Below are 25,781 nucleotides of genomic sequence, written 5' to 3' on the forward strand. Positions count from 1 at the left end.
GTCGCTGTGCGGGCGCCGTTCACTTCGGTGGATGGGCGCCCAGTTTGTCCCACATCTTCTTGCTAATCTTCTGTCGATTGGCATACCCCGCCCAGGGATCCGCTTTCAAAGCGTCCAAGCGCTGCTGCAGATTGGCGACTGTCCATTGCTGCGCACCGCGTAACCCCTTCAACTCCTCACGACTGATCGGCACCGACACCGGCAAGCCTGGCCGTGCGCGCACGGAATACGCCGCTACGGTGCTGGCTCCCCGTGCATTGCGCAGGTAATCGATAAAGATCTTGCCGACCCGGTTCTTGGGCCCCGACGTCGCGGTAAAGCGTTCCGGCAACTGCTCGGTCATGAACTGGGCGATGGCCTTGGCGAACGCTTTTACGGTGTCCCAATTGTCTCGGCGCGCCAACGGCACGATCAGGTGCAGGCCTTTGCCGCCGCTGGTCTTGACGAAGGCTTGCAGCCCCAACTCATCCAGTACCGACAGGGTCAGTTGCGCAGCTTCGAGCATGGCTTTCCAGGGCAACGCCGGGTCCGGGTCGAGATCGAGCACAAACAGGTCCGGGGTTTCGATCTTGTCCGAGGTGGCGCCCCAGGTATGAAACTCTACGCCGCCCATTTGCACCGCGCCTATCAGGGCGCCGACGTTATCGATTTCCATCAGCCGCGCATGGCCGGGATCAAGTGCCTGATCCAGTTGCTTGATGTTGGGGATGGCCAGGCGCTCCGAGTGTTTCTGGAAGAATTGCTCGCCCTCGATACCCTCCGGCGCTCTCAGCAGGGACACCGGCCGGTGACGTAAAAAGGGCAGAATCCACTGGCTGATGCTGTCGTAGAACTGCGCCAGTTGCTGTTTTTGTGTGCCACTTTGTTTGTCGATCACACGGTCTGGGTGGGTGATATTGACATCACCGCGGGTCTTTTTGGCGGGTTTCATGGATTTGGCCGTTCGCGGTTGTTCATGAACGATCTGCGCTGCGGGTTTGTCGGTGCGCAGCCCGACGAACGCGGCTTGGCGGACCACGCCCTCGCGTGTCCACTCGGCAAACTGCACCTCACCGACCAACGTGGGCGCTACCCAATGCACGCCACGTGCTTGGGTGCTGGTCAGCGGTTTCTCAAGCGGCGATGTCTTGCGCTCCAACGGTGTGAGTTGCGCATAAATAGTCTTGAGCGACGCTTGATCAAAACCCGTGCCTACGCGGCCTGCGTACACCAGGCCAGTCTCATCATTTACCGCCAGCAACAACGCGCCGAACCCCGTGCGTGAGCCTTGGGGCCGGGTATAACCGACAATCACAAACTCCTGGCGCAACCGGCATTTGAGTTTGATCCAGTCGGCATTGCGACTAGAGACGTACGGACTGCCCAGGCGCTTGCCGATCACGCCTTCGAGGGCCAAGTCGCAGGCGCTTTCAAAGATGTCGCGGTGATGCGCGGTAAATGCCTCGGAAAACCGCAGCAATTTGCTGCGGCTAGCGGCCAGCGCGACTTTGAGGGTGGCGCGGCGATCCTCGACCGGCGTCTGGCGCTGGTCCTGGCCATTGAGAAAGGGCGCGTCGAACAGGTAGTAAACGATGTCCAAACTGCGGCCGATATCAAACGCATTTTGCAGCGCCTGGAAGTCAGGCAGGCCATCGCCATTGAGGCTGACCACCTCGCCATCCAGCCAGCTGTCCTTGAGCTTCAGAGCCTGCAATGCCTTGACCTGGCGGGGCAGACGGTCGGTCCAGTCGTGTCCGTTGCGGGTAAACAGGCGCACGTCCCCGTCGCGGATGCGTGCGAGCATGCGGTAGCCGTCGAATTTGATTTCGTATTGCCAATCGCCTTCCGGGGCGCGATCCACCAGGGTGGCCAATTGCGGATTGAATTGCTCGGGGAGGGCGGCTTTTCTGACTTTGGCCCCAGCCTTGGGTTTACCCACTGAGGCATCGCTGAGCACGCTGTTCGGCTGAGCCTGGACGATATCGTAGTCGTCGGCCGCACGCGCCTGCTGGTCCTTTTCCTTGATCAGCAGCCATTGTTCCTTGTCGCCGCTGCCTTTCAAGCGGGTACGCACCAGCGCCCAGTCGCCGGAGAGCTTCTCGCCTACCAGGGTGAATTTGAGCTTGCCGGTCGCGTAGGCCTTGCGGGGTTCGTCATGGGGCTGCCAGATGCCACGGTCCCACACGATGACGTCACCGGCGCCGTATTGGCCGGCGGGAATGCTGCCTTCAAAGCCGCCGTAGCTCAGGGGATGATCTTCGACGTGAACGGCCAGACGCTTCTGACTGGGATCCAGGCTCGGCCCTTTGGGCACGGCCCAACTGAGCAGCACGCCGTCGAGTTCCAGACGAAAGTCATAGTGCAGGTTGCGTGCGTCATGCTTCTGGATCACGAAGGACAGTGCCGAGGCTTTGCGCTTGCGTGCAGGCGAGTTGCCTGCGGGTTCGCCGGTAATACCGAAATCACGCTTGCGGTTGTAGTCGCTGAGGGGCTTGGACATGACTCAGGAGGCCTTGGTGGATTTCTTCGTGGCAGGCTTCTTCGCGGGTTTGCCGGCCAGGCTACGCTTGAGCAGTTCCGTCAGGTCGATCACATCGGCGGATTTGCGCTCTTCGCTGTCCCTGGTCTCCACATCCTCGATCTTGCCGGCCTTGGCCTTCTTGGCCACCAGCGCCATGATTTTTTCCTGGAAGCTGTCGCGGTAGTCATCCGGCTGCCAGTCGGCGCTCATGTCGTCCACCAGGCGCTTGGCCATGTCCAATTCGCCCTTGGCCAGGCTCGGTTTGGTCACGTCACTGCCCAGCTCCAGTTCGTCCAGGCTGCGCACCTCGGCGGGCCAGCGCAGCATCACCAGCACCAGCGCCGAGTCCAGGGGCATCAACGCCGCCAGGTGCTGCTTGGTGTGCAGCACCACATTGGCCAGGGCGACCTTGCGGGTTTTTTTAAGGGTTTCCCTTAGCAAGGCGTAGACCTTGCCGCCACGCTTGTCCGGTGCGAGGAAGTAGGGGGTATCGATGTTCTGCAACGGGATCTGGTCGCTGGCAACAAACGCGATGATCTCGATGGTCTGGGTCGATTTGGGGTGAGCCGAGCGGATTTCTTCTTCGCTGAGCACCACATAGCGGCCTTTCTCGAACGCGACGCCTTTGACGATGTTGTCCTTTGTCACTTCTTTGCCGGTGGTCTTGTTGATGCGCTTGTAACCCACCGGGTCCATGCTGCGCTTGTCCAGCCAGTCAAAGTCAACGCCTTGAGAGGAGGTGGCCGAAACCAGTGAGACCGGGATATGCACCAGGCCAAAGCTGATGGCGCCTTTCCAGATTGCCCGTGGCATAGGTGCGATTCCTTACGAAGAGGCTGTGTTCTGGTGACTCGGATGATGTGGGAAAAGTTTCCCCAAGCAGATGCGCGGACAGATCGTGTTACACCTGATGAGAAACTATTTAGTGTCGAAAGCCGAACCCAAGGCGTAGCGTGTTATCGAAAGCACGTACTCCTCGTCCCAGAGAGGCTTTGTCATGAACAGTTGTACGCGTCACGTAGCAGCGCTGTTGTTGGGTCTGGCCCTTATGCCTGTGGCCCAGGCGCAAAACCTGCCCGGCAACAACAACGGCAACAACGGCCCGATCCACCGGGCCAATCCCAACAGCATGCAGGGCACCCAGCCGAATGCGCCGGCCGTTCGCGGTATCCAGACCGGGCCGACCACGCGCACACCGACCCTGGAAAACGGCGGCATCGGCAACAGCTATCCAAAACGCGACGCTGCCCCCAGCCGCCCGGCCACCGAAACCAAAGCCCCCACTTATGATGCCAACGGCAATCGCCGGTAAGGATCTCGCCTTATGTTTCTACGCAAAAGCCTGCTAGCCGCCCTTTGCGCCACCACGCTGCTGCCGTTGACGGCCACTTACGCTGCCGATGCCCAGCAGTTCCCCAGCGAACAGGGCAGCATCACTGCGACGCCAATCGCCAAAGGCCTGGACCACCCATGGGCGGTGGCCTTTTTGCCGGACAAGCAAGGCTTCCTGGTGACCGAGCGTCCTGGCCACCTGCGCTTTGTCAGCCCCGACGGCAAGCTGTCCGCGCCACTCAAGGGCGTGCCGGAAGTCTGGGCCAAAGGGCAGGGCGGTCTGCTGGATGTGGTGTTGTCGCCGGACTTCAAAGAGGACCGCATGGTCTACCTGTCCTACGCGGAAGGCGGTGGCAAAGGCGGTACCGCCGGCACAGCAGTGGGCCGTGGGCGCCTGGCGGCAGACCTCAGTAGCTTGACCGACTTCCAGGTGATCCTGCGCCAGGAGCCCAAGCTGTCGACCGGTAACCACTTCGGCTCGCGCCTGGCGTTCGACCGCGATGGCTACCTGTTCGTGACCCTGGGTGAAAACAACGATCGCCCGACGGCCCAGGATCTGGACAAGTTGCAAGGCAAGGTCGTACGCATCTACCCGGACGGCCGCGTGCCGGATGACAACCCCTTCGTCGGTCAGCAAGGCGTGCGCCCGGAGATCTGGTCCTACGGCCAGCGTAACCCTCAGGGGCTGGCGCTGAATCCTTGGAGTGGCACGATCTGGGAAAACGAACACGGGCCGCGCGGAGGTGATGAGATCAACATCATCGAACGCGGCAAGAACTACGGTTGGCCATTGGCAACCCACGGCATCAACTACTCCCTGACACCGATTCCCGAAGCCAAGGGCAAAACGGTGGAAGGCACAGTGCCGCCCCATCATGTGTGGGAAAAGTCGCCGGGTATCAGTGGCATGGCGTTTTACGATGCGGATCGCTTCAAGCCCTGGCAGCACAACGTGTTTATCGGTGCGCTGGTCAGCCAGGAGTTGATCCGCTTGCAGTTTGATGGCGACAAGGTGATCCACGAGGAACGCTTGCTCGGTGGATTAAAAGCGCGGATCCGTGATGTTCGGCAAGGGCCAGATGGCTTTTTGTATGTGCTGACGGACGAGGATGATGGCGTGTTGTATCGAGTTGGCCTGAACCAGGATTGAAGCTCCATACAATCAGTAGGCGCCCGGCTTGCCGGCGATGGCGAGTTTGATACCGTCATCGCCGACAAGCCGGGCGCCTACAAGGGAGGGGTCAAAGGCCTAGTTCAGACAGCCCAGGATGATCATCCGGGCGTCGGCCCAGCGGCCAATGGAACTTGCGCTCGCTTTCCTTGATCGGCAGATCGTTGATGCAGGCAAAACGATTGGCCATCAGGCCGTTCTCGTCGAATTCCCAGTTTTCATTGCCGTAGGAACGGAACCAGTTGCCCGAATCGTCGCGCCACTCATAGGCATAACGCACCGCGATGCGGTTATCGGTGAATGCCCACAACTCCTTGATCAGGCGGTAGTCCAGTTCCTTGGCCCATTTGCGGGTGAGGAAACCTTTGGCTTCTTCGCGGTTATGCGCGAATTCGGCGCGGTTACGCCATTTTGTGTCCAGCGTGTAGGCCAGGGACACCCGCTGCGGATCACGGGAGTTCCAACCGTCTTCGGCCAGACGGACTTTCTCGATGGCCGACGCGCGCGTGAACGGCGGCAGGGGCGGACGTGTTTCTACAGTCGATGACATTGGGCAGTTCCTCAATGAATAAGGATGTATCTGAAGTTGCGCCTACTTGCGGGTTCACAGTCCCAATAACGTTTGCGCCATGCATTGCGCATTATCGGCAGCTGTTGAATCGCCCATCACCAGGGCAACGGTAATGGCGCCATCGATCAGGATCAGCAGTTGCGCGGCCTGCCGCTCGGGATCGGGGGTGCCATGTGCTTGACACAGTTCAACTGCGTACTCGAACAGTTTTTGTTTGTGCGCCTTGGCCAGCAGGCGCACCGGGTCGTGCGGATCACCGGTTTCGCCACTGGTGTTGATGAACGCGCAGCCCCGGAAGTCGGGAGTGCCGAACCAGTCCTTGAGCGCGCTGAACAGCCCCAGCAGGCGTTCTCCGGTGTCTTCGCGGCGTTCCACTTCAGTGCGCAGCCACTGCATCCAGCGTTCATCGCGACGTTGCAGGGCGGCAATCACCAGCTCGTCTTTATTGGCGAAGTAGCGGTAAATACTTTTTCTCGACACGCCGGCGGTTTTCACCAGGAAGTCCATGCCGGTGGCGGCGATGCCATGGCGATAGATCAACTTTTCAGTGACGTCGAGAATAATGTCGCGGGTTTCATTACGGGTCATGTCGTTCATGCTGCGAACAGTAGAACGATCGTTCTTCTTGGTCAATTAAAATTTTTCCATGCGCCGCAGCGAGACCTGAGCACCCCCATGGTGTAAGCTCGGGGCCTCTTCGGATTCGACCCATTGCGAGCCTTATGCCGTCGTTCTTCAAACGCTCCCTGTTGCCAAAACTGCGCGGTTTCCCCCTCACTCCCGATGCCCTTGAGGTGCTGTCCGGCGCCGACGCCTATCGTCGTTGCCTGCTGGAGAAGATTGCCCATGCCACCCGGCGCATCTATATCGTCGCGCTGTACTTGCAGCAGGACGAAGCGGGGCAGGAGATCTACGACGCCCTGCACGCCGCCAAAGCTGCGCGGCCGGAATTGGACATCGTGGTGGTGGTCGACTGGTTGCGCGCCCAGCGCGGCTTGATCGGTGCCGGCAAGCAGCCGGGCAACAGCGCCTGGTACCAGGCGATGACTCAAAGCCATAGCAGCGAAGTGCCGGTGTATGGCGTGCCGGTGCAAACCCGCGAGTTGTTCGGTGTGTTGCACCTCAAGGGTTTCGTGATTGACGACACGGTGCTGTACAGCGGCGCCAGCCTGAACAACGTGTACCTGCACAAATTCGACAAGTACCGCTTCGATCGGTACCACTTGATCCACAGCAAAGCGCTCGCCGACTCGATGCAGCACCTGGTGGAGCACGGCCTGGTGGCGTCCAAGGCGGTCAATCGTCTGGACCTGCCCAATCCGCCCACCACCCGCAGCCTGCGCAACGACATCGGCGATTTGCGCAGCCGCCTGAAACACGCGGCTTACGACACCACGGCCGGGCAACTGCCCAATGGTCACCTCTCAGTCAGCCCTTTGCTCGGGGTCGGCAAGAACAACCCCCTGAACCGCGTGATTCTCGAACTGATCGCCAGCGCCCAACATCAGCTGACTATCTGCACCCCATACTTCAACCTGCCGCTGCCGGTAACCCGCGAAATCAACCGCGCGCTGGCGCGTGGGGTGAAGATTGACATCGTCGTCGGCGACAAGACCGCCAACGACTTCTACATCCCGCCCAGCGAGCCATTCAAGGTCATTGCGGCGCTGCCCTACCTCTACGAAATCAGCCTGCGCCGCTTTGCCAAGCGCCATCAGCCGATGATCGACAGCGGCCAGTTGAACCTGCACCTATGGCGCGACGGCGATAACACTTACCACCTCAAGGGGATGTGGGTCGACCAGCGCTACACCTTGCTTACCGGCAACAACCTCAACCCGCGCGCGTTCCGTCTCGACCTGGAAAACGCCTTGTTGATCGATGATCCCAAGAGCGAGTGGCTGGGGCCGCGACGTACCGAACTGGCGCAGATTTTCCAGCACACCGCTCGCATCGAGCGTTATCAGGACCTGCAAACGCTGCCGGACTATCCCGAGGCGGTCGGCAAGTTTTTGCGTCGGGTCAGCCGGGTGCGGATCGAACGGTTGCTCTACCGCATCTTGTAAGTGCGCCTAGGCTTGCCGTAATGGGGCGCCTTTGTGTTCATATTCTTCCGTCAATGTATTGAGAAACCCCCTATGCCTGGGCTCCGGGGTAGACCGTAGGATTTTGGGGGCCGGTTCTTAAGGACGAGACCTCTTACGGTTAACCTTTAGAGAGCTTGATATGTTGACAGTCAATGAAAATCGTAGCGCCACGCAGGCTGTTGTTTTGGCGGGGGGCGGGGGCGAATCCCATGGCCTCACGAATGTACCGCGTTCTCAGGACCTGTCGGGTGCGGGTGGGCAGTCATCGGTTACAGGCGTGCTACGCCAGCGCGGCGGGCAACTGACCCAACTCAGGCTTGAGCAACCCTTGGTACGCCACAAACGGGCGGACTTATCGGCTGAAACCGGGCGCAACGTCGCGGTTTATCCAACGGTCGAGGCCGCGAAAAAAGCGGATGCCAGCCTGCAAAGTAACCTCACCCACTATTTGCTTACAGGCAGGCTCAAGATTTACCCCTTTCCTCCAGATGCGTCGATTCGTCCCTTCATGGATGCCTTTGTCGACGCCGCGCGCGAGCCACGGGTCCAGGCTTGGTTGCAGTCCAAGGGGTTGGATTTGGCGACGATGCGTGTTTTCAGCGACGGCGTTGAAGGCGCGGTGTTGATTGATGGCAAACACGTTACGCGAAGATTTACGACGACGGATGGTTCCGGTTGGTGGGAGGTGGGCGCAAACCTCAGTGAGGCAGCGAAAATGCTGCGCCCGGATAATGGGGGCGTTTTACTGCCGGGTGACTATGCGGTCCCATTCCGTGATTTAGATGCGGTCCTTCATTTTTACGGCGTGGAAATGTCCAGCCCTTCAGAAAATAAAAAGCAGATCGGCGAGCGGCTAAAAGAACACGGCTGGCCGGCCATCGCCAATGAGAAACGTACCGACTGGCGGCAACAGTTCGAGCAACTGACGCAAAATCACAGTGACGTCGCCGATCGCTCGCAGCTGGCGTCAAACCTGCAAGCACTGGTCAAAGGCAAGAGCGAGGGGGACACGCTCCCCTTGAGCAGCCAGCCCGCGCTCGTTTCCCCCGGATCGACGCTGGCGCAGAAAAGCCTGCTACCCCGTGAGCGTTTGGTTGAGTGGCTGCTACTGCCGGCGTTCAAGGCCTTCATCGAGAAGATTGGCTTGGCGGCTGCGGATAACGTTTACCGGATAGCCGACGGGAACCTTGAACTGCGCGACTCCGCCAATCAATGGATCTCCTTGCAAGTCTTTCTGGACGATGAGATCAGCAAGGTCTCTGCAGGCGGTAGCCCGGCCGAGAAAGCGGCGGTCAACACCCTCAATCATGATTTCAACCAACTGGTAGAGATGAGCGGGGTAACCGGGAACGTTCTGTATTCCCAGCCCCTGTATGACATGCGACAGATGCTGGCGTTCTCCGGGTTGGGTAGCCCCGAAACGGTTGCCCAGGTGAACTCGGCCATTGGCTGGTTGACGATCAAGCTGCCGCCTTCGCCAATGGCGGGTGACTATGCCGGTTTGTCGCCCTATAACTGGCGCCCTGGGGGGCTGTCTGCGGGTGATTTCACCGCGTTGAAGGTGGCGGCCGCCGCGCCTGGCTCGGTGACTCAACTGTTGACCAACTACATGGCCGGGGAGGGCTTGCCGAATGATCCGGACCTGCAACTGCAACGGTTTTTCGACTCGCCCCAAGCAGTCGTCAAGGCCCAAGCGTTGGCGCAGCAACTGAACATGGTGGAGGTCAGGGACGGCGCTCCGCTGCCAAAGGCAGTCCGTCATCAACTCCTGGCAGCCGCGATCAAGGCCAGCGTCAGCGATGAGGTGCCAGGCAAGCCGGGCGTGGTTGCCGGCTACGAAATCTATCAACCCGGCAACCTTGGTCGCGCAATGCGTGACGTGCGCGACGACATTCAAACGCAATTGAAAACCAAGGGTGCCGACGTCAGGACCGCGCCCTTGATCGCCCATTTGATGTTGGCACAAGCTGCTCCAGAGTTTCTGCTCAAACCTGATCCCAACCTGTGGGTAGACGCGCCTGAGTCGCTTAAGCTGTCTCCGGGGCTGGTGAGCATTGGGTCGACAGCCTGGATGAACCTGCGCCAGGGTTGTGAAATAGCGGAAAAACTGGGAGGGGCAGGCAGTTCGCGGGCATTGAACATCGCCGAAGCCCAGGCGCTCACCCGGCTCAACCCCATGGGGCCGGATCACGAGGTGCTTTTCAAGTGCCTCGGCGTATCGCCACTGCTGGATTGGGCGGTGATGAGCGGTGTGTTTCCGAAAAGATCCGATGGACTCTATTCACCTGGGGATTACAGCGCAGCCGCCCAGGCGTTTGCCGATCGCGAGAGCGTTACGCTTGCTGCGTTCCAGAGCTTGACGAGGGAACCCCCCACTCAGATGAGCCTGTTGATTGATCAATTGGTTGTGCTGTTTCCCGAAATGACCCGAGAGGAGATCGCCGCGTTCAAGCTGGAGCTCGATACCGACAAGCCGTTCAATCCCAGAAATGAGGCGCACCTGGAAACGCGTACTCCGTTACTGACTGAATTGATCCTGACAGAACAAGCTAAGTTGGACCCATTTCTTGCCTTCCAGAAGTGGCTGAACGATACAGTGTCCGGGGTGAAGAAATACACATTCACCCACCCCAGAGTCTCTCAGGAAACCTTCAACGAAAGAATCAAGCAACTGCCCATCATCGAGCCGCTGGTTGCGCCGGCCGTGAAGCAATACTTGGCTGACCAGCGTAAAGCCCAGGAAACAGTGATCAAGCTGATGATCTCCAATGCCCCCCTGGATGTCCGGCAGGGATTGGAGAATGGCGATGTGGAAATCTTCACTTTGCGTGAGGAGACCGGAGACCCCCTGGCACAGGACGATGGGGAAAACTCGAACGTTGCCGAAAAGAGGGCCAGGCAGGGGGTGTTGTTACGCTACAAAGACGAGGGGTCGAACGGCTGGTTCACCTATCTGGAAATGTTCCCGGGATCAATGAAGGTGTCCAAGCGCTTTATGCTGTTCTCGACGCTCAAGTTGGACGGCGTGGTTGAAAAAGGCCTCGTATCCTACGGTCCTTTCGCCTACGTAGAAAGGGACTTTCGCAAGGCAACACTGGTTGACTTCGACCTCGACGCCTACAAGACCGGCAGCGCGCCGCGCACGGGAGTGCGGACTAACGCCATTATTGAAAAGTTCGGGAGGACCTTGCCGGGTCAGACGGAATCGAGGAGGTCGGTCGGCACGGCGCGTTCTGTGCCCAACAGTTGGGCGTCGAGAAAAACGAACGATATCGCCAAGGCCATCGTCGATGCGACGTTCAAGGAAGAGTCTGGGCCGTTGATGGAGTACGCCAACCAGCCGACAGCGCTGAATACAAGACGCAGCTACCCATTTGATTCCGGAAAGATCTTCACCAAGGAAAACCTGAAAACGGTGTTAAGCCTTATCCCATTCGTAGGCGGCCTCGCTGATATCGCCGATGGGAACATTGGCGCGGGGGTCAAAGGGTTGTTGATCGACTTTGCATCATTCATCGTAACCGGCGGGGTGTCCGGCGCAAGACGTTTTTTCAGTGGGTTCAAGGCGCTTGTTCCATTCAGCGGCCGTGCATTCAGGATGGTGGCTGCGAAAGAGGCAGCACCTTTCTTTCGCAGTTTGTTCAATCCACTGGATGGCCTTTCGGATGTGCTCCGAATCGGCCCGAAGGCAATGGGTGCAGCCCAGCGGGTGATGAAGGGCGAACTGGTTTCTGTCGGACGAGGTTTTTTTCTGACGACCACGGCCTTTGAGAAATGCCGCTGGGGGATAGGGGCCTACAACGCGTTATCACCTCTGCCCGAGAGCCGTGCATACCCGGGAAGCCAGATGGGCGCGAGTCAAAATCAGCCGTTATCCGCCGTGAAACTCGGCGTTGACTGGTACGCCATTGACCCGATCACGCAAAAGCCGACCGGCACGCCGCTTGAACATTTCACGCCAGACACGCCTGCAGGGTAAACATGCGCAAGCCTCGTCCATGCATTGCAACACGGTCGCAATGCATGGACGAGGACTTGTTATCAGTTCAGGCCCAGCTTGCCACGCAGGGTCGACAGGTCTTCAGCCAAGGTGTTGACCGGGCCCACCAGGGCCTTGCGGTCATTGTCCTTCACCTTGTCATAGGTCTCGAAACCACCGTCCTTGGTCTTGTACTTGGCCAGGATCTTGTCCACGGTGGCGAAGTTTTTGTCGACCTTGGCCAGGAAGGCTTTGTCTTGTTTCTCGATCTGGCCACGGAATAGGTCGACGATTTTCTTCGCCCCGTCGATATTGCCCTGGAAGTCATACAGGTCGGTGTGGCTGTAGCGGTCTTCTTCGCCGGAGATCTTGGTGGCGGCGACTTCTTCCAGCAATGCTGCGGCACCGCCCACGACTTTCTCAGGCGGGAAGGTCAGACCATCGACGCGGGTCTTGAGATCGTTGACGTCGGTGTTGAGCTTGGCGGTCAGCGTTTCCAGGCCCTTGGTGGTGTTCTGCGAGAACAGCGCGTATTCGATACGGTGGAAGCCGGTGAAGTCTTCGGCGGTCACGCCTTTTTCGTGGTCGTCGACGCGGGAGTCGATGGACGCATCAAGGTCGCTGAACAGCTCGGCGATCGGCTCGATGGACTCATAGTGCACGCGGGTCGGCGCGTAGAGCTTCTTGGCGGTGGCCAGGTCGCCTTTGTTGATGGCGTCAGTGAAGGCTTGGGTCTGGGTGACCAGCTCGCCGATTTCTTCGGTGACGTAGATTTTGTAGTCCGACACCGGCCCTACCAGGTCCAGCGGCGCGGTAGCGGCGAAGGCTGCCAGCGGCGAAAGGGTCAGCAATAACGACAACGCGATAGACGACTTTTTCATGGGACGATTTCCGCTCTGGGTTTGTTTTAGGTCTGGGCAGTGGTTTGAGGGTGCGTTGCAGTTAGCAGCGTGCGCCCGATGAAATCCTTCGGCCCCGTGACGCCCGGCAAGGTGAAGAAGTACCCGCCACCGACCGGCTTTAGGTATTCCTCCAGGGGCTCGCCGTTGAGCCGGGTTTGCACGCTGATAAAGCCTTTCTCCAGGTCAGCCTGGTAGCAGATGAACAACAGCCCCATGTCCAGCTGACCGTTTTTGTTGACGCCGTTGGAGTAGTTGAACGGCCGGCGCAGGATCAGGTTGGCCTGAGTCTGCGGGGTGCGCGGGTTGGCCAGGCGGATGTGGGCATCGAGCTTGGTCACTTTGCCTTCGGGGTCCTTGCTGTAGTCGGGCACCTGGGTCTCTTTGTCGCCGTCCATGGGCGCACCGGTCGGCTTGATGCGGCCGATGATGCTCTCCTGTTCTTGCAGCGGGGTACGGTCCCAGCGCTCGACGAAGTTGCGGATGATGCGCACGGCCTGATAACTGCCGTTGGCCGCCCAGGCCGGTTCGTCGCTGCCCGGTTGTACCCACACAATCTGGTCCATGGCCTTGGCATCGTTGGAGTTCGGGTTGGCCGAACCGTCACGAAAACCCAGGAAGTTGCGCGCGCTCTGCGCAGGCTCGCCGGGTTTGCTCGGCGCTTGGGGCGGCACGCTGCCTTCCTGCTTCCAGCGCACCAGCAGCAAGTCCGGAAGATTCTTCACGATGTCGCGCAGGGCGTGGATATTGGTGTCCGGCGTGTTGGAGCTCAATTGCAGGCTCAGGTCGCCGTGGCACTGCGCCGGTTCCAGTGCATCGTTGGGGAAGCCAACCATGCGGCTCAGGCGCTTGGGCTTGACTGCGGTGAGGCCGAAGCGCTCATCGAACAGTGATTCTCCGACGGACACGGTAATGGTCAGGTTGTCCGGCGTGACCACCGGGCCGAGGATGCCGGAGTCGGTCGGCGGCAGTTTCGGATCGACTTGCGGCACGGTGCCGCCGGTCATCAGGAAAGCGATGCGTTCGTTCAGGGTGCGGAACAGGCGCTCCAGGTCTTCACGATCACTGGCCAGCACATCGAACGCCACGAGCATGCCGCAGGCTGGGCGCGGCGTGACGATACCGCTCTGGTGCTTGCCAAAGAAATCGTGGTGGTCCTGGGTCTTGTCGCTGCGCGGTGCGGTGGTGACTTGCTCGGCGGCCATGGCCGGGCAGGTCAGGGTGCTGCCGGCAATGGCGGCGCCGGTGGCGGCCATGCCCAGCAGGACACGGCGGCGAGTAAGGTCAAATTGTTCTGAATCACTCATGTTTGCGGTCGTCTTCACTGCAGGCCGGAGAGGCCAAGGGCGGGGTCGATTCCATCGAGTGCAGCGGCCAGAGCCTTGGCCTTGTCGGCGATCTGCTCGCGCTGATCGGCGGTTACGCTGTCGTAGCGGCGGTACTGGCCGTCGACTTTCAATTCGTTGAGTTGGCTGTCGAAGGCCGTGAGAGCGCTGTCGACTTTAGGCAGCAGGTCTGCGGCAGACTTGGTCAGCAAAGGGCGCATCAGGTCGACGACTTTGTGGGCGGCCTCCAGGTTGGCGGCGAAACCATTCAGGTCGACGTGGCTGTAGCGCTCTTCTTCACCGCTGATGGCACGTACATCGGCCAGGCTGTTGAGGTTGCGCACCACAATGCTGACCAACTGCTCCGGCGGCAGCGACTGGGCGAGCAGTTGTTGCTTGAGGGTGGTGACGTCGGTCAGCAGGCGCTGAGCAACCGGCGCCAAGCCATCGAGACTGCGTTGCTGGAACAGGCTGTATTCCAGGCGATGGAAGCCGCTGAAGGCCGGGTCCTGCTCGCGCTTTTCAAAGTAGTCGGCGCGGGCGTTGATCGCGTTGTCCAGCTCGGCCAGGCGTTGCGATGCGGGGGCCAGGCGTTGGTAAGCCTCGCGCGCCGGAACATAGAGCGCTTGAGCCTGGGCCAGTTCGCCGGCGTCGACGGCCTGTTGCAAGGCGGTGACGGCCTTGATCAATGCGCTGCCTTGGCTGCTCAGGTACACGCGGAATTCCGACAGTGGCCCGATAAACGCCACCATCGACGGCTTGGCCTTGGCTTGCGCATCGGACTCGGCGGTCGGCGTTACGTGCAAGGTGCCGCGCGGGTTGCTCAGCAGGCCGCAGGTGATCGCGTAGTCGCCGGGCAGCAGGTTAGCGTTGATCACCTGGCTCAGGCCGGGGGCGATATTTTCGCGCTCTTCGACCACTAGCACGCCGTCGAGGATTTCCCATTCCACCGCACGGTCGGAGCGGTTGATGATGCGAAAGCTGGCGCGGCCGGCGGGCACGGTCAGCTCATTCGGTTCGCAGGCGTGGCCATGGATGGTCACGGCGATTTCATTGTGGTTGGTCTGGCGCTTGCTGGCCGCCAGTTGCGAGGCGTAATAGAACAGGCCTCCGGCGGCGATCATCACGACCACCGAGCCCGCCACGGCCCAGCGCAGGGCGCGGGGTGGCGAGGACGGTTGAGGAGTAGGGTTGGACAAGAGGCGGTCCTTACTGGTTGGCAACAGAAGAAGGTGAGGCGGCAGGCTTGGACGGTGCGGTGGGCAGGAAGAACATCACCAGGGCCACCACCAGGTAAATCAGGTAGGCGCCGAGGGTGCTGATGGTGGGCGCTTCCTGATAGCCGAACATCCCGGCCAGCACCGAGCCCAACGGGCTGTCCATGGGCAGCGCGGCGCTGAAGTCGAACAGCACGGTTTGCAGGTGATTCCATACCCCCGCTTCGTGCAGGGCTTGCACCGAATTGGCCAGGATGCCGGCGGCCACCACGAGGATAAACAAGCCGGTCCAGCGGAAAAACGCGCCCAGGTTCAGGCGCATGCTGCCGGTGTAGATCAGGAAACCGACGATGATCGCCAGGATCAAGCCGAGCAGGGCGCCAATCGGCGCGCCTGGGCCTTCACTCTGTTGGAACACGGCCAGCAGGAAGAACACGGTTTCCAGGCCTTCGCGGGCCACGGCGAAAAACACCATGAGGATCAGCGCGGTGACCTGGTGCTTGGAACCGGCCAACGCGTGATCGAGAGATTCGTGCAGGGAATGCTTGATGGAACGCGCCACCTTGCGCATCCAGAACACCATGGAGCTGAGGATGCCCACGGCGACCAGGCCGACGATGCCTTCGAACAATTCCTGTTGTTTTTGCGGGAACTCGGCGCTGACCAGTTCCAGGCCACCACCGACCAACAGGGCCAGTGCGGCGGCGAGAAATACGCCGATCCATACGGCCGGCATCCACTGGCCGCGGCCGGTCTGTTGCAGGTAGCTGGCGATAATGCCAACGATCAATGCGGCTTCAATGCCTTCGCGCAGCATGATGAGGAAAGGAACGAGCATTCGGCACCGCGTGACAACTAGATAGGGTGCTAAGTTGTAACATAATGATACTCATTGCTAAACAACAATTCTTGACGTTTGCTGAACAGTGGCTGAACGGTGGTGGCAATGCGCATCCGCCCTTATGATGCGTGCCATTCTTTGCGCAGCTTTGGATACGCGGTCCACCATGTCGGAAAAAGACACCATCTCTATTCACCTTGTGCGCGAAGCCTTGCTGCAAAGCTGCGCGCCGGGGGCGACGAGTGCCGAAGTGCTGCACAAAGCCGGGATTGACCCACAGTGGCTGGCCGAGCCTGCCGCGCGGGTTTCGGCCACCACCTACGCACGGCTGTGGCGCCTTTTGGCACGGCGCACCGATGATGAGTTCTTCGGTATGGACCCGCGCAAGCTCAGGTCCGGCAGCCTGGCGTTTCTCTGCCGCGCTGCAATGGCGCAGCCAACGCTTGCCACGGCCCTGGAGGCCGGGCTGGAGTTCCTGTCACTGATGCTGGAGCGACTGCCCGCTGAGTTGGTGCGTCAACAAAGTCTGGCGGAGATCGTATTGGTCGAGCCCGAGGCTGAACCTAATCGGGCCTTCACTTACTTCACTTACTGGATGATCGTCCACGGTGTCGCGTGCTGGTTGGCAGGACGACGTATTCCAATCCTGGCGATTGAGCTGCGCTGCGCAAAGCCGGAATTCTGTGACGACTACCAGGTGATGTTTTCCGACAACCTGCGTTTCGACCGACCCCGCACGCGGATGATCTTCTCTGCCGACTGCCTGGACCTGCCGATCAAGCGCACCCCGGAAGAACTCAAGCGTTTCCTGGCCCATGCACCGGCCAATATCCTGGTCAAGTACCGCGACCCCGACAGCCTCGCCACCCGCATCAAGCACGACCTGCGCCAACTGCCCCCCGACACCTGGCCGGAAACCGAAGGCCTCGCGGTCAGCCTGTGCATCTCGGCCTCAACCTTGCGCCGTCGCCTGGCAGAAGAAGGGCAGACCTATCAGGGGCTCAAGGACAGCGTGCGTAAGGAATTGGCGATTGTGTGGTTGGCGGAGCCGCAGATCAGCTTTGCCGAGATTGCGGCGCGGCTGGGGTTTGCTGATACGAGTTCGTTTTATAAGGCGTTTCGTAAGTGGAGTGGGTCGAATCCGGGGCATTACCGGAGTTTGATTCTGGGTGAAGCTGGTTAATCAAGGACCAAAAAAAGCCCCGTGACCGAATGGATCACGGGGCAAAAAATTGGCTGGATGCGACCAACCAAAGGAGCTCTTTACATCACTTGGCGCTGGCGACCACCGTATCCGGCTTCCAACCACCACCCAGCGCCTTGTAGATCGCGACGATGCCGCGATACAAATCCACTTCGGCCTGGGCCTGGGAGTCTTCGGCGGCCAGGCGCTCACGTTGCGCGTCGAGCAATACCAGGAAGTCCACGGTACCTTCGCGATAGCGGATCGCGGCCAGGTCGGCGGCGGCGCGGCTGGATTCGCTTTGGCGGATCAGCGAAACCAAACGTTGCTGACGCTTGCCGTAGTCGCTGAAGGCGTTCTCGGACTCTTCCAGCGCCAACAACACTTGCTGCTCGTAGGTTGCCAGGGCGCCATCCGCCTCGGCATCGGCGCCGCGCAAACGGGCGCGCACGCTGCCCAGGTCGAAGGCTGCCCAGGTGATGCTTGGGCCCAGGGCCCAGGCATTCGCGGCGGACGAGCCGATCTGCGAGCCGCGCCCGGCGGTGAAGCCGAGGAACCCGCTGAGGCTGACCCGTGGGAACAGGTCGGCCTTGGCCACGCCGATACGCGCGGTGGCGGCGGCCAGTTTGCGTTCGGCGCTGAGGATGTCCGGGCGACGTTGCAGCAGTTGCCCTGGATCGCCGATCGGCAACGCCTTGGCAATCGCCGGCAGGTCTTTAGGGCCCAGGTCGACCGTCAGCTTGTCCGGACGCTGGCCGAGGAGGGTAGCGATGCGGTTACGCTCGCGCACTTGCTCGGCCTGTAGTTGCGGCACGCTGGCTTCGACTGCCGCGAGGCGTGCGTCGGCACGCTCCACGTCGAGTTGGTCGCCCACACCGGCATCCCGCAGGCTGACCGTGATGGTGCGCGATTCCTGCTGGTTCTTCAGGTTGTCCAGGGCAATGCGTTCACGCAGTTGCGCGCCACGCAGTTGGCCGTAGGCATCCACCAGTTCGGCAATCATGGTGACTTGCAGTTGGTACAAGTCAGCCTCGGCGGCTTGCTGGTCGGCGTCGGTGGCTTCCAGGTTGCGCTGGATGCGGCCGAACAGGTCCAGTTCCCAGGCCATGTCCAGGCCGAGGTCGTAACGCTCGGTCTTGACGCGGCTAGTGGTCTGGCCCGGGATCTGGCCTTTGCCCTGGTCACTGCTGACCCGGCTGGTGATGGTCGGCATGGCGTCATTGCTGGCGTCATCGCGGATCGCACGGGCCGCCCGTAGGCGGGCAAAGGCGACGCGTAGATCCCGGTTACCTTGCAGCGACTGGGTCACCAAACGGTTGAGGGTCGGGTCTTCGAACTGCTGCCACCAGATGCCTTCGAACTTGGCGTGGTCGTACTGCTTGGCATCGGCAGCGGCCGTGATGTTGGCCGCCTCCAGGGTCTGGGCTTTGTAGTCCGGGCCTACGGCACAGGCGCTCAGCGCCAGTACCAGCAAGCTCGGCAGGAATACTTTCACACTCATTGCTGTGTCTCCAGCTTCAAGGCCTTGGCCGCTTTGCGTGCCTCTTGGCGTTCCACATAGCGACGGATCAGTACGTAGAACACTGGCGTCAGCAACAGACCGAAGAAGGTCACACCGATCATCCCGGAGAACACCGCCACGCCCATGGCATGACGCATCTCGGCACCGGCACCGCTGGACAATACCAGGGGCACCACACCCATGATGAAGGCGAACGAGGTCATCAGGATCGGCCGCAGACGCAGACGGCAGGCTTCCAGTACCGCAGCGAGCGGGTCGAGGCCTTCTGCCTGTTTGTCCTTGGCGAACTCGACGATCAGAATCGCGTTCTTACACGCCAGGCCCACCAGTACGATCAAGCCGATCTGGGTGAATATGTTGTTGTCGCCACCTGAGATGATCACCCCGGTAATCGCTGACAGCAGGGTCATCGGTACGATCAGGATCACCGCCAATGGCAGGCTCCAGCTTTCGTATTGGGCGGCCAGTACCAGGAACGCCAGCAGTACGCAGAGCGGGAACACGAACAGTGCGGTGTTGCCCGAGAGGATTTGCTGATAAGTCAGGTCGGTCCACTCGTAGGTCATGCCGTTGGGCAGTTCTTCTTTCAGCAGTTTCTCGATTGCCGCTTCAGCCTGGCCCGAGCTGTAGCCCGGTGCAGCGTTGCCGTTGATTTCTGCGGTGATGAAGCCGTTGTAGTGCATCACGCGGTCCGGCCCGGAGGTGTCGCTGACCTTGATGAAGGTCGCCAGCGGGATCATCTCGCCTTTGTTATTGCGCACTTTCAGCTGGCCGATCTGGTCTTCGTCCAGGCGGAACTGCTGCTCAGCCTGCACGTTGACCTGGTAGGTCCGGCCGAAGCGGTTGAAATCGTTGGCATACAACGAGCCCAGATAGATCTGCAGGGTGTCAAAGATGTCGCTGATCGCCACGCCGTGGGTCTTGGCCTTTTCACGGTCGATGGCGGCATCGACCTGGGGCACGTTGACCGTGTAGCTGGTGAACAGGCCGAACAGTTCCGGCGTGGTGCGGCTCTTGGTGATGATGTTCTGCACTTCTTTGTACAGCTCGTCGTAACCCAGGTTGCCACGGTCTTCGATCTGCAGGCGGAAACCACCAATCGTACCCAGGCCCTGTACCGGCGGCGGTGGGAAGATCGCCATGTAGGCTTCCTGGATGCTGCTGTACTTGCCGTTCAGTGCACCGGCAATCGCTCCGGCAGACATGCTCGGGTCTTTACGCTCGTCGAACGGTTTCAAGGTCACGAACACGATGCCGCTGTTCGGGCTGTTGGTGAAACCGTTGATCGACAGGCCTGGGAAGGCCACGGCGGCTTCCACGCCCGGCTGTTTCAGCGCGATGTCGGACATGCGCTTGATCACGTCTTCGGTGCGGTCCAGGCTTGCGGCGTCCGGCAATTGGGCGAAGGCCACCAGGTATTGCTTATCCTGGGCCGGTACGAAACCGGTCGGGGTGTGGGCAAAACCGAACCAGGTCAGCACCATCAAGCCGGCATACAGGAACAACGCGATACCACTGCCGCGAATGACCCGACGCACGGTGCCGACGTAGCCGTGGCTGGCTTTGTCAAAGAAACGGTTGAACGGTTTGAACAACCAGCCACCGAAGAGCTTGTCGAGAACCTTGGAGAAACGATCCTTCGGCGCGTCATGGCTGCGCAGCAACACGGCGGCCAGGGCAGGGGACAAGGTCAGCGAGTTGAACGCCGAGATCACCGTCGAGATCGCAATAGTCAGGGCGAACTGTTTATAGAACTGTCCGGTCAAGCCGCTGATGAATGCAGCCGGGATGAACACCGCACACAGCACCAACGCGGTGGCGATGATCGGGCCGGTCACTTCGCTCATGGCTTTTTCAGTGGCCGGGAACGGTTCCAATCCCAGCTCGATGTTCCGCTCGACGTTCTCCACCACCACGATGGCGTCGTCCACCACGATACCGATCGCCAGTACCAGGCCGAACAGCGACAGCGCGTTGAGCGAGAAGCCGAACAGGTGCATCACCGCAAACGTACCGATCAACGATACCGGCACCGCCACCAACGGAATGATCGAGGCGCGCCAGGTCTGCAGGAACAGGATCACCACCAACACCACCAGGATCAGCGCTTCGAACAGGGTGTGCACCACCGCTTCGATGGAGCCGCGCACGAAGATGGTCGGGTCATAGACGATGCTGTAGTCCATGCCTTGCGGGAAGCTCTTTTTCAGCTCTTCCATCTTGCCGCGCACTTCGTTGGAGATCTCGATCGCGTTGGAACCTGGGCGTTGGAAGATCGGGATCGCCACGGCCGGCTGGTTGTTCAGCAACGAACGCAGGGCGTATTGGCTGGAACCCAGCTCAACCCGTGCGATGTCTTTGAGGCGGGTGATTTCACCGTTATCGCCGGAGCGAATAATGATGTTCTCGAACTCTTCCTCGGTCACCAGGCGACCTTGGGTGTTCACCGACAACTGGAACGCGGTAGCGGTCGGGGCAGGTTGTGCACCCAGGGCACCGGCGGCCACTTGACGGTTCTGCTCACGGATTGCCGTCACCACGTCAGTGGCCGTCAGGTTGCGCGAAGCGGTCTTGTTCGGGTCCAGCCATACACGCAGGGAGTAGTCGCCCATACCGAACAGTTGCACATCACCCACACCGCCCAGACGCGCCAGCTCATCCTTCACGTTGAGCAAGGCGTAGTTGGACAGGTAGAGCATGTCGTAGCGCTGATCCGGGGAGGTCAAGTGCACCACCATGGTCAGGTCGGGGGAGGCCTTGTCCACGGTGATACCGATGCGCGTCACTTCCTCAGGCAGTTTCGGCTGAGTCCGAGTCACGCGGTTTTGCACTTGCACCTGCGCGTTGTCCAGGTCGGTGCCCAGGGCGAAGGTGATAGTCAGGGTCAGCTTGCCGTCGGCGGTCGACTGCGAGGACATGTACAACATGTTCTCGACGCCGGTGATCGCCTGCTCCAGCGGCGCGGCCACGGTTTCACCGATGACCTTGGGGTTGGCGCCCGGGAAGTTGGCACGTACCACGACGGTCGGCGGCACCACTTCCGGGTATTCGCTGATCGGCAATTGGAACAGCGAGATCGCGCCGGCAATCAGGATCAGCAGCGAAAGCACCGCTGCGAAGATCGGCCGCGAAATGAAGAACTTGGAAAAATTCATCTTGAGTCGTATCCCTTAACCGCGTGGAGTCGCAGCGCTGGCAAGTTTCGGCGCGGCTTTATCCGGCGTTACTTGTTCCAGGTTGCTGGCTTCAAGCGCTTGTCGTTGTTGGGCCAAGGCGGCGAGGGTTTCCTTGCTGGCCATCGGAATGGTTTCCGGAGCGACCGGCGATCCTGGGCGCACGCGTTGCAGGCCCTTGACGATGATGGTGTCTTCTTTATTGAGGCCGCTGCGCACGATGCGCAAGCCTTCGATTTTCGGCCCCAGTTCTACCGAGCGATACGCCGGCTTGTCGCCTTCCATCACCAGTACGAACTTCTTGCCGAGGTCGGTGCCGACGGCTTCGTCGTTGATCAACACGGCGGAGTAGGTGCCGCTGCCGACCAGCTTCAGGCGGGCGTACAGGCCAGGGGTGTATTCGCCCTTGCTGTTGTCAAACACGGCGCGACCACGGATGGTGCCGGTGGCCGGGTTGACCTGGTTGTCGACGAAGTTCATCTGGCCCAGGTGCGGGTTGCCGGTTTCGTTGGACAGGCCCAGGTACACCGGGGTGGTCGCACCGCGACGGCCTTGGCGAGCCAGTTCGGTGTACTTGAGGAACACGCGTTCATCGGCATCGAAGTAGGCGTAGACCTTGTCGGTGGAGACCACACTGGTCAGCGCGGTGACATCAGCGGTCACCAGGTTGCCGGCGGTGATTTCGGCACGGCTGACACGGCCGCTGATCGGCGACGTGACGCGGGTGAAGCTCAGGTTCAGCTTGGCCAGGTCCAACTGCGCCTGGATCCCGGCGACAGCGGCGCGGGCTTCCTGAGCGGCGGTGGTGCGCGAGTCGGCCAGTTCGGCGGAAATCGCATTGCTCTGGCGCAGGCGTTCGCCACGCTGGGCTTCGTTATCGCTACGGGTGGCGGCGGCGCGGGTTTGTTGCAACTGAGCTTCAAGGCGACGCACTTCAGCCTGGAACGGACGCGGGTCGATCTGGAACAGCAGGTCGCCTTTCTTGACCAAAGCGCCTTCGGTGAAAGCGACTTGGTCAATCTGGCCAGAGACCCGAGGACGGATCTGCACGGTTTCCGGGGCTTCCAGACGACCGGTGAACTCATCCCACTCGTTGACCGGTTGTTCCAGCACCTTGGCCACGCTGACTTTGGCAGCTGGCATGGCGGCCGCTTGTTCCGGGGTCTTGCCGCACGCGCTCATCACCACCACGGCCAAAATCGCCAGGGGGAAGCGCAAATGTTTGAGTGACTGTTCCATGAGGTGCATCCGCCAATGTATTTGAGATGGGCGGATCATGCGCGGCGATGTGCTATGTCACGAATCGAATGAAGCAAAGGTAACTATCATTCGGAATGATATAAGCGCGAGATTAGCCCTCTAGCATGGGGGTTTCGTTAGGGGGCTATCAATAGGCGTGATGACAAAGGACCGTTGCATGGACTGCAAGGAACTCGCGCGCTCGCCGGTGTTCTCGCGAGCGCGCCTTGATTATGCGGCCCTTGTGGCGACGTGTCGGCCAGGGATCGCAGCAATCAATTCACGGGTGTATTCGTTGGCGGGGTGGTTGAAGATCCGTTCCACGCTGCCTTGTTCGACTACCTTGCCATTGCGCAACACCAGCACCTCATGGGCAAAGTTGGCCACCACCGAGAGGTCATGGGACACCAGCACATACGCAATGCCCATCTCCCGTTGCAACTCTTCCAACAAATCAAGAATGTGCGCCTGCACCGAGACATCGAGTGCACTCACCGGCTCGTCGAGCAGCAACAGGTCCGGCTTCAACGCCAGGGCCCGGGCGATGGCGACGCGTTGGCATTGGCCGCCGGACAATTCGCGTGGCAGGCGGTCCAGGTAGCTGGCTGGCAGGTGTACGCGGGAAATCAACTCGCGGGCGGCCTGTTCCAGCGCGGGTCCCTTGAGCAGCCCGAATGACACCAACGGCTCGACGATGCTATCGAACACCGTGAAACGCGGGTCCAGCGCGGCAAATGGGTTTTGTTGCACCAGTTGCAGGCGCTGGCGCAGCGGGCGGAAGTCGCGCCAGCTCAGGTGCGTGACATCCTGTTGTTCGAACCAGACCTGGCCTTGGCTCGGTTTCTCAAGGCCCAGGGCGATGCGCAATGCGGTGCTTTTGCCCGAGCCTGATTCGCCGACGATGGCCAAGGTCTGGCCGGGGTACACCTGAAGGTTGAGCTCTTCCAGCGCCACGAAAGTCGAGTGCTCACCCTTTACCTTGGGCAGCGCAAAGGTCTTGCCGACGTTTTTCAGGCTCAGGATGGGGGGCTGCGTCGGATCAACCCGCACCAGCGGTTCGCGACGCTTGGCGAACGCGGGCGCGGCGGCGATCAGTGCGCGGGTGTAGTCGTGTTGCGGCGCGTCGAGAATCTGCCGCGGCGCGCCCTGTTCGACCAGTTCGCCTTGTTGCATCACCAGGATCCGGTCGGCGCGGTCGCTGGCCACGCCGAGGTCGTGGGTGATGATCAGCAGCGAAATCCCACGCTCGCTGACCAGGCGTTGCAGGTGGTCGAGGATCTTGCGCTGCACGGTGACGTCGAGGGCGCTGGTGGGCTCGTCGGCGATGATCAGGCGCGGGTTGCCGGCCAGGGCAATGGCGATCAACACGCGTTGGCGCATGCCGCCGGACAGTTCATGGGGATACTGGCGTGCGCGCAGCACGGGCTTGTCGATACCTACCTGTTGCAGCAGCTCGACAATGTCTGCATCCACAGCGGGGTAGCGTTTGCCCTTGGCCAGAATCAGCGCCTCGGCGATTTGCTGGCCCACGCGCAGCGTGGGATTGAGGCTGACCATCGGGTCCTGGGGCACCAGGCCGATGGTGCGGCCGCGCAAGGCACGCTTTTGGCGTTCACTGGCGTGGGTCAGGTCCTGGCCGTCTACCCACAGTTGGCCGGCGGTGATCTGCGCACTGTCCGGCAATAGACCCAGGATAGCGTTGGCCAGGGTCGACTTACCCGAGCCGGACTCGCCGACAATCGCCACGGTCTCGCCCTGGGCGACGCGCAAGGACAGGCGATTGACCGCCGTGTTGCCGTGCCGATAGCGGACACTGAGTTGGCGAATATCCACTAAAGCATTCATCGCTGGGTTTCCTCGAAGGTGCGGGCGATATGGTTGAGACTGAACACCACGGCCACCAGGAACAGGCCTGGTAGCAGGGACACCCACGGGGCGGTGATCAGGAAGTGTCGGCCATTGGCAATCAGCGTGCCCCATTCGGCGGCAGGGGGCACCGCGCCAAAACCGAGGAAGCTCAGCCCGGCAGTCGCCAGGATCGCAGCGCCAAAGTCGAGCGTCGCCAACACCGCCACCGGGCCCCAGGCATTGGGCAGGATGTGGCGCAGCAACGTACGCCCCCAACTTGCACCGCCCAGGCGCGCGGCTTCCACATAGGGCAAAGTCTTGACCCGTAACACCTCGGCGCGGGTGGTGCGGGCGAACCCCGGAATGATCCCGACGCCCACCGCGATGGCCACCGGTACGGTGCCGAAGCCGATCGCCGTGACAATCGCCAGGGCCAGCAGCACGCCGGGCAAGGCCAGCAGGACATCGACGAAGCGCATGATCACCGAGTCGATACGCCCGCCGGCAAAACCCGACAGAATGCCCAGCCCTAAGCCGCCCAATAGGGCGATGCCGACGGCCAGCGAAGCGGCCAGCATCGACAGGCTCGAACCATAAACCACCCGGGTAAATAGGTCGCGGCCCAGTTCATCGGTGCCAAACCAGTGGGTGAGGTCTGGCGCGCGTAGCTTTTCGACAGGCGAGGTGGCGTAGGGGTCATAGCTGCTCAGCACGTGTGGCGCCACGGCTGAAATCAGTGCGAACAGCACCAGCAACAGTGCCAGGCTGAAACCAGGCCGTCGCAGCAAGGGCAACAACACTGCCGTCGCGCGCTGCCATCGGCTGCGGCGACGCCACAGCGGTTGGCTGGCCGTAAGGGAGGTACTGCGCAGATTCTGCTCAAGGATGGTCATG

18 protein-coding genes are annotated in these 25,781 nt (G+C 60.8%); 5 read left to right on the plus strand and 13 right to left on the minus strand.

Annotated features, from left to right (window positions below):
* Positions 1-19: 19 nt before the first annotated feature.
* Both ligD and ku read right to left on the minus strand, forming a co-directional pair.
* Complete coding sequence (gene ligD, locus WH299_RS04395; RefSeq protein ID WP_339549678.1) at positions 20-2,479, minus strand: DNA ligase D; 2,460 nt, start codon at positions 2,477-2,479, stop codon at positions 20-22.
* A 3-nt stretch (positions 2,480-2,482) separates the two neighbouring features.
* Complete coding sequence (ku, locus tag WH299_RS04400; protein WP_122726849.1) at positions 2,483-3,313, minus strand: non-homologous end joining protein Ku; 831 nt, start codon at positions 3,311-3,313, stop codon at positions 2,483-2,485.
* A 184-nt stretch (positions 3,314-3,497) separates the two neighbouring features.
* Here ku and WH299_RS04405 point away from each other — a divergent pair, with 184 nt between their 5' ends.
* Positions 3,498-3,812, plus strand: a complete 315-nt coding sequence (locus tag WH299_RS04405; RefSeq protein ID WP_122726851.1) for a hypothetical protein — start codon at positions 3,498-3,500, stop codon at positions 3,810-3,812.
* A 12-nt stretch (positions 3,813-3,824) separates the two neighbouring features.
* Complete coding sequence (locus WH299_RS04410; protein ID WP_339549681.1) at positions 3,825-4,982, plus strand: PQQ-dependent sugar dehydrogenase; 1,158 nt, start codon at positions 3,825-3,827, stop codon at positions 4,980-4,982.
* A 91-nt stretch (positions 4,983-5,073) separates the two neighbouring features.
* Here the strand turns inward: WH299_RS04410 and WH299_RS04415 are convergent, their stop codons facing one another.
* Together WH299_RS04415 and WH299_RS04420 are read right to left on the minus strand one after the other, a co-directional pair.
* Positions 5,074-5,553 carry a nuclear transport factor 2 family protein gene (locus tag WH299_RS04415; RefSeq protein WP_122726855.1) on the minus strand — a complete coding sequence of 160 codons (480 nt, stop codon included), beginning with the start codon at positions 5,551-5,553 and terminating at the stop codon, positions 5,074-5,076.
* Positions 5,554-5,607: 54 nt separating this feature from the next.
* Positions 5,608-6,171, minus strand: a complete 564-nt coding sequence (locus WH299_RS04420; protein WP_339549752.1) for a TetR/AcrR family transcriptional regulator — start codon at positions 6,169-6,171, stop codon at positions 5,608-5,610.
* 125 nt (positions 6,172-6,296) lie between these two features.
* Here WH299_RS04420 and pssA point away from each other — a divergent pair, with 125 nt between their 5' ends.
* On the plus strand, positions 6,297-7,640 hold the full coding sequence (gene pssA, locus WH299_RS04425; RefSeq protein ID WP_122726858.1) for a CDP-diacylglycerol--serine O-phosphatidyltransferase: 1,344 nt from the start codon (positions 6,297-6,299) through the stop codon (positions 7,638-7,640).
* A gap of 160 nt (positions 7,641-7,800) precedes the next feature.
* Complete coding sequence (locus tag WH299_RS04430) at positions 7,801-11,640, plus strand: hypothetical protein (RefSeq protein ID WP_339549683.1); 3,840 nt, start codon at positions 7,801-7,803, stop codon at positions 11,638-11,640.
* Positions 11,641-11,702: 62 nt separating this feature from the next.
* Here WH299_RS04430 and efeO (WH299_RS04435) read toward each other — a convergent pair whose 3' ends face one another.
* From efeO (WH299_RS04435) to efeU, 4 genes are read right to left on the minus strand one after another with little or no spacing between them, the layout of a single operon-like run.
* Complete coding sequence (efeO, locus tag WH299_RS04435) at positions 11,703-12,521, minus strand: iron uptake system protein EfeO (RefSeq protein ID WP_339549685.1); 819 nt, start codon at positions 12,519-12,521, stop codon at positions 11,703-11,705.
* A 26-nt stretch (positions 12,522-12,547) separates the two neighbouring features.
* A complete protein-coding gene (gene efeB, locus WH299_RS04440) occupies positions 12,548-13,846 on the minus strand; it encodes an iron uptake transporter deferrochelatase/peroxidase subunit (RefSeq protein WP_126570138.1) in 1,299 nt (432 codons plus the stop codon).
* A 14-nt stretch (positions 13,847-13,860) separates the two neighbouring features.
* Positions 13,861-15,063 carry an iron uptake system protein EfeO gene (gene efeO, locus WH299_RS04445; protein WP_339549686.1) on the minus strand — a complete coding sequence of 401 codons (1,203 nt, stop codon included), beginning with the start codon at positions 15,061-15,063 and terminating at the stop codon, positions 13,861-13,863.
* A gap of 10 nt (positions 15,064-15,073) precedes the next feature.
* Positions 15,074-15,919: an iron uptake transporter permease EfeU gene (gene efeU, locus WH299_RS04450; protein WP_028616059.1), complete on the minus strand. Its 846-nt coding sequence runs from the start codon at positions 15,917-15,919 to the stop codon at positions 15,074-15,076.
* 169 nt (positions 15,920-16,088) lie between these two features.
* Here efeU and WH299_RS04455 point away from each other — a divergent pair, with 169 nt between their 5' ends.
* Entirely contained in the window at positions 16,089-17,105 is a 1,017-nt protein-coding gene (locus WH299_RS04455) for an AraC family transcriptional regulator (RefSeq protein WP_339549687.1), read from the plus strand.
* Between the two features lie 85 nt (positions 17,106-17,190).
* Here the strand turns inward: WH299_RS04455 and WH299_RS04460 are convergent, their stop codons facing one another.
* The 5 genes from WH299_RS04460 to WH299_RS04480 all read right to left on the minus strand — a co-directional run bounded on the left by WH299_RS04460 (position 17,191) and on the right by WH299_RS04480 (position 25,780).
* Complete coding sequence (locus tag WH299_RS04460; RefSeq protein WP_339549688.1) at positions 17,191-18,606, minus strand: TolC family protein; 1,416 nt, start codon at positions 18,604-18,606, stop codon at positions 17,191-17,193.
* Complete coding sequence (locus tag WH299_RS04465) at positions 18,603-21,782, minus strand: efflux RND transporter permease subunit (protein ID WP_122726871.1); 3,180 nt, start codon at positions 21,780-21,782, stop codon at positions 18,603-18,605. The genes WH299_RS04460 and WH299_RS04465 overlap by 4 nt, the downstream gene beginning before the upstream one ends.
* 15 nt (positions 21,783-21,797) lie before the next feature.
* A complete protein-coding gene (gene mexE, locus WH299_RS04470; protein ID WP_122726873.1) occupies positions 21,798-23,039 on the minus strand; it encodes a multidrug efflux RND transporter periplasmic adaptor subunit MexE in 1,242 nt (413 codons plus the stop codon).
* Between the two features lie 231 nt (positions 23,040-23,270).
* Complete coding sequence (locus tag WH299_RS04475) at positions 23,271-24,884, minus strand: ABC transporter ATP-binding protein (protein WP_339549689.1); 1,614 nt, start codon at positions 24,882-24,884, stop codon at positions 23,271-23,273.
* Entirely contained in the window at positions 24,881-25,780 is a 900-nt protein-coding gene (locus WH299_RS04480) for an ABC transporter permease (protein WP_323623559.1), read from the minus strand. Before WH299_RS04480 ends, WH299_RS04475 begins: the two co-directional genes overlap by 4 nt.
* Position 25,781: the final 1 nt, after the last annotated feature.

The organism is Pseudomonas sp. MYb541, from assembly GCF_037479595.1.
In the GTDB taxonomy this organism is placed as follows: Bacteria; Pseudomonadota; Gammaproteobacteria; order Pseudomonadales; family Pseudomonadaceae; genus Aquipseudomonas; species Aquipseudomonas canadensis.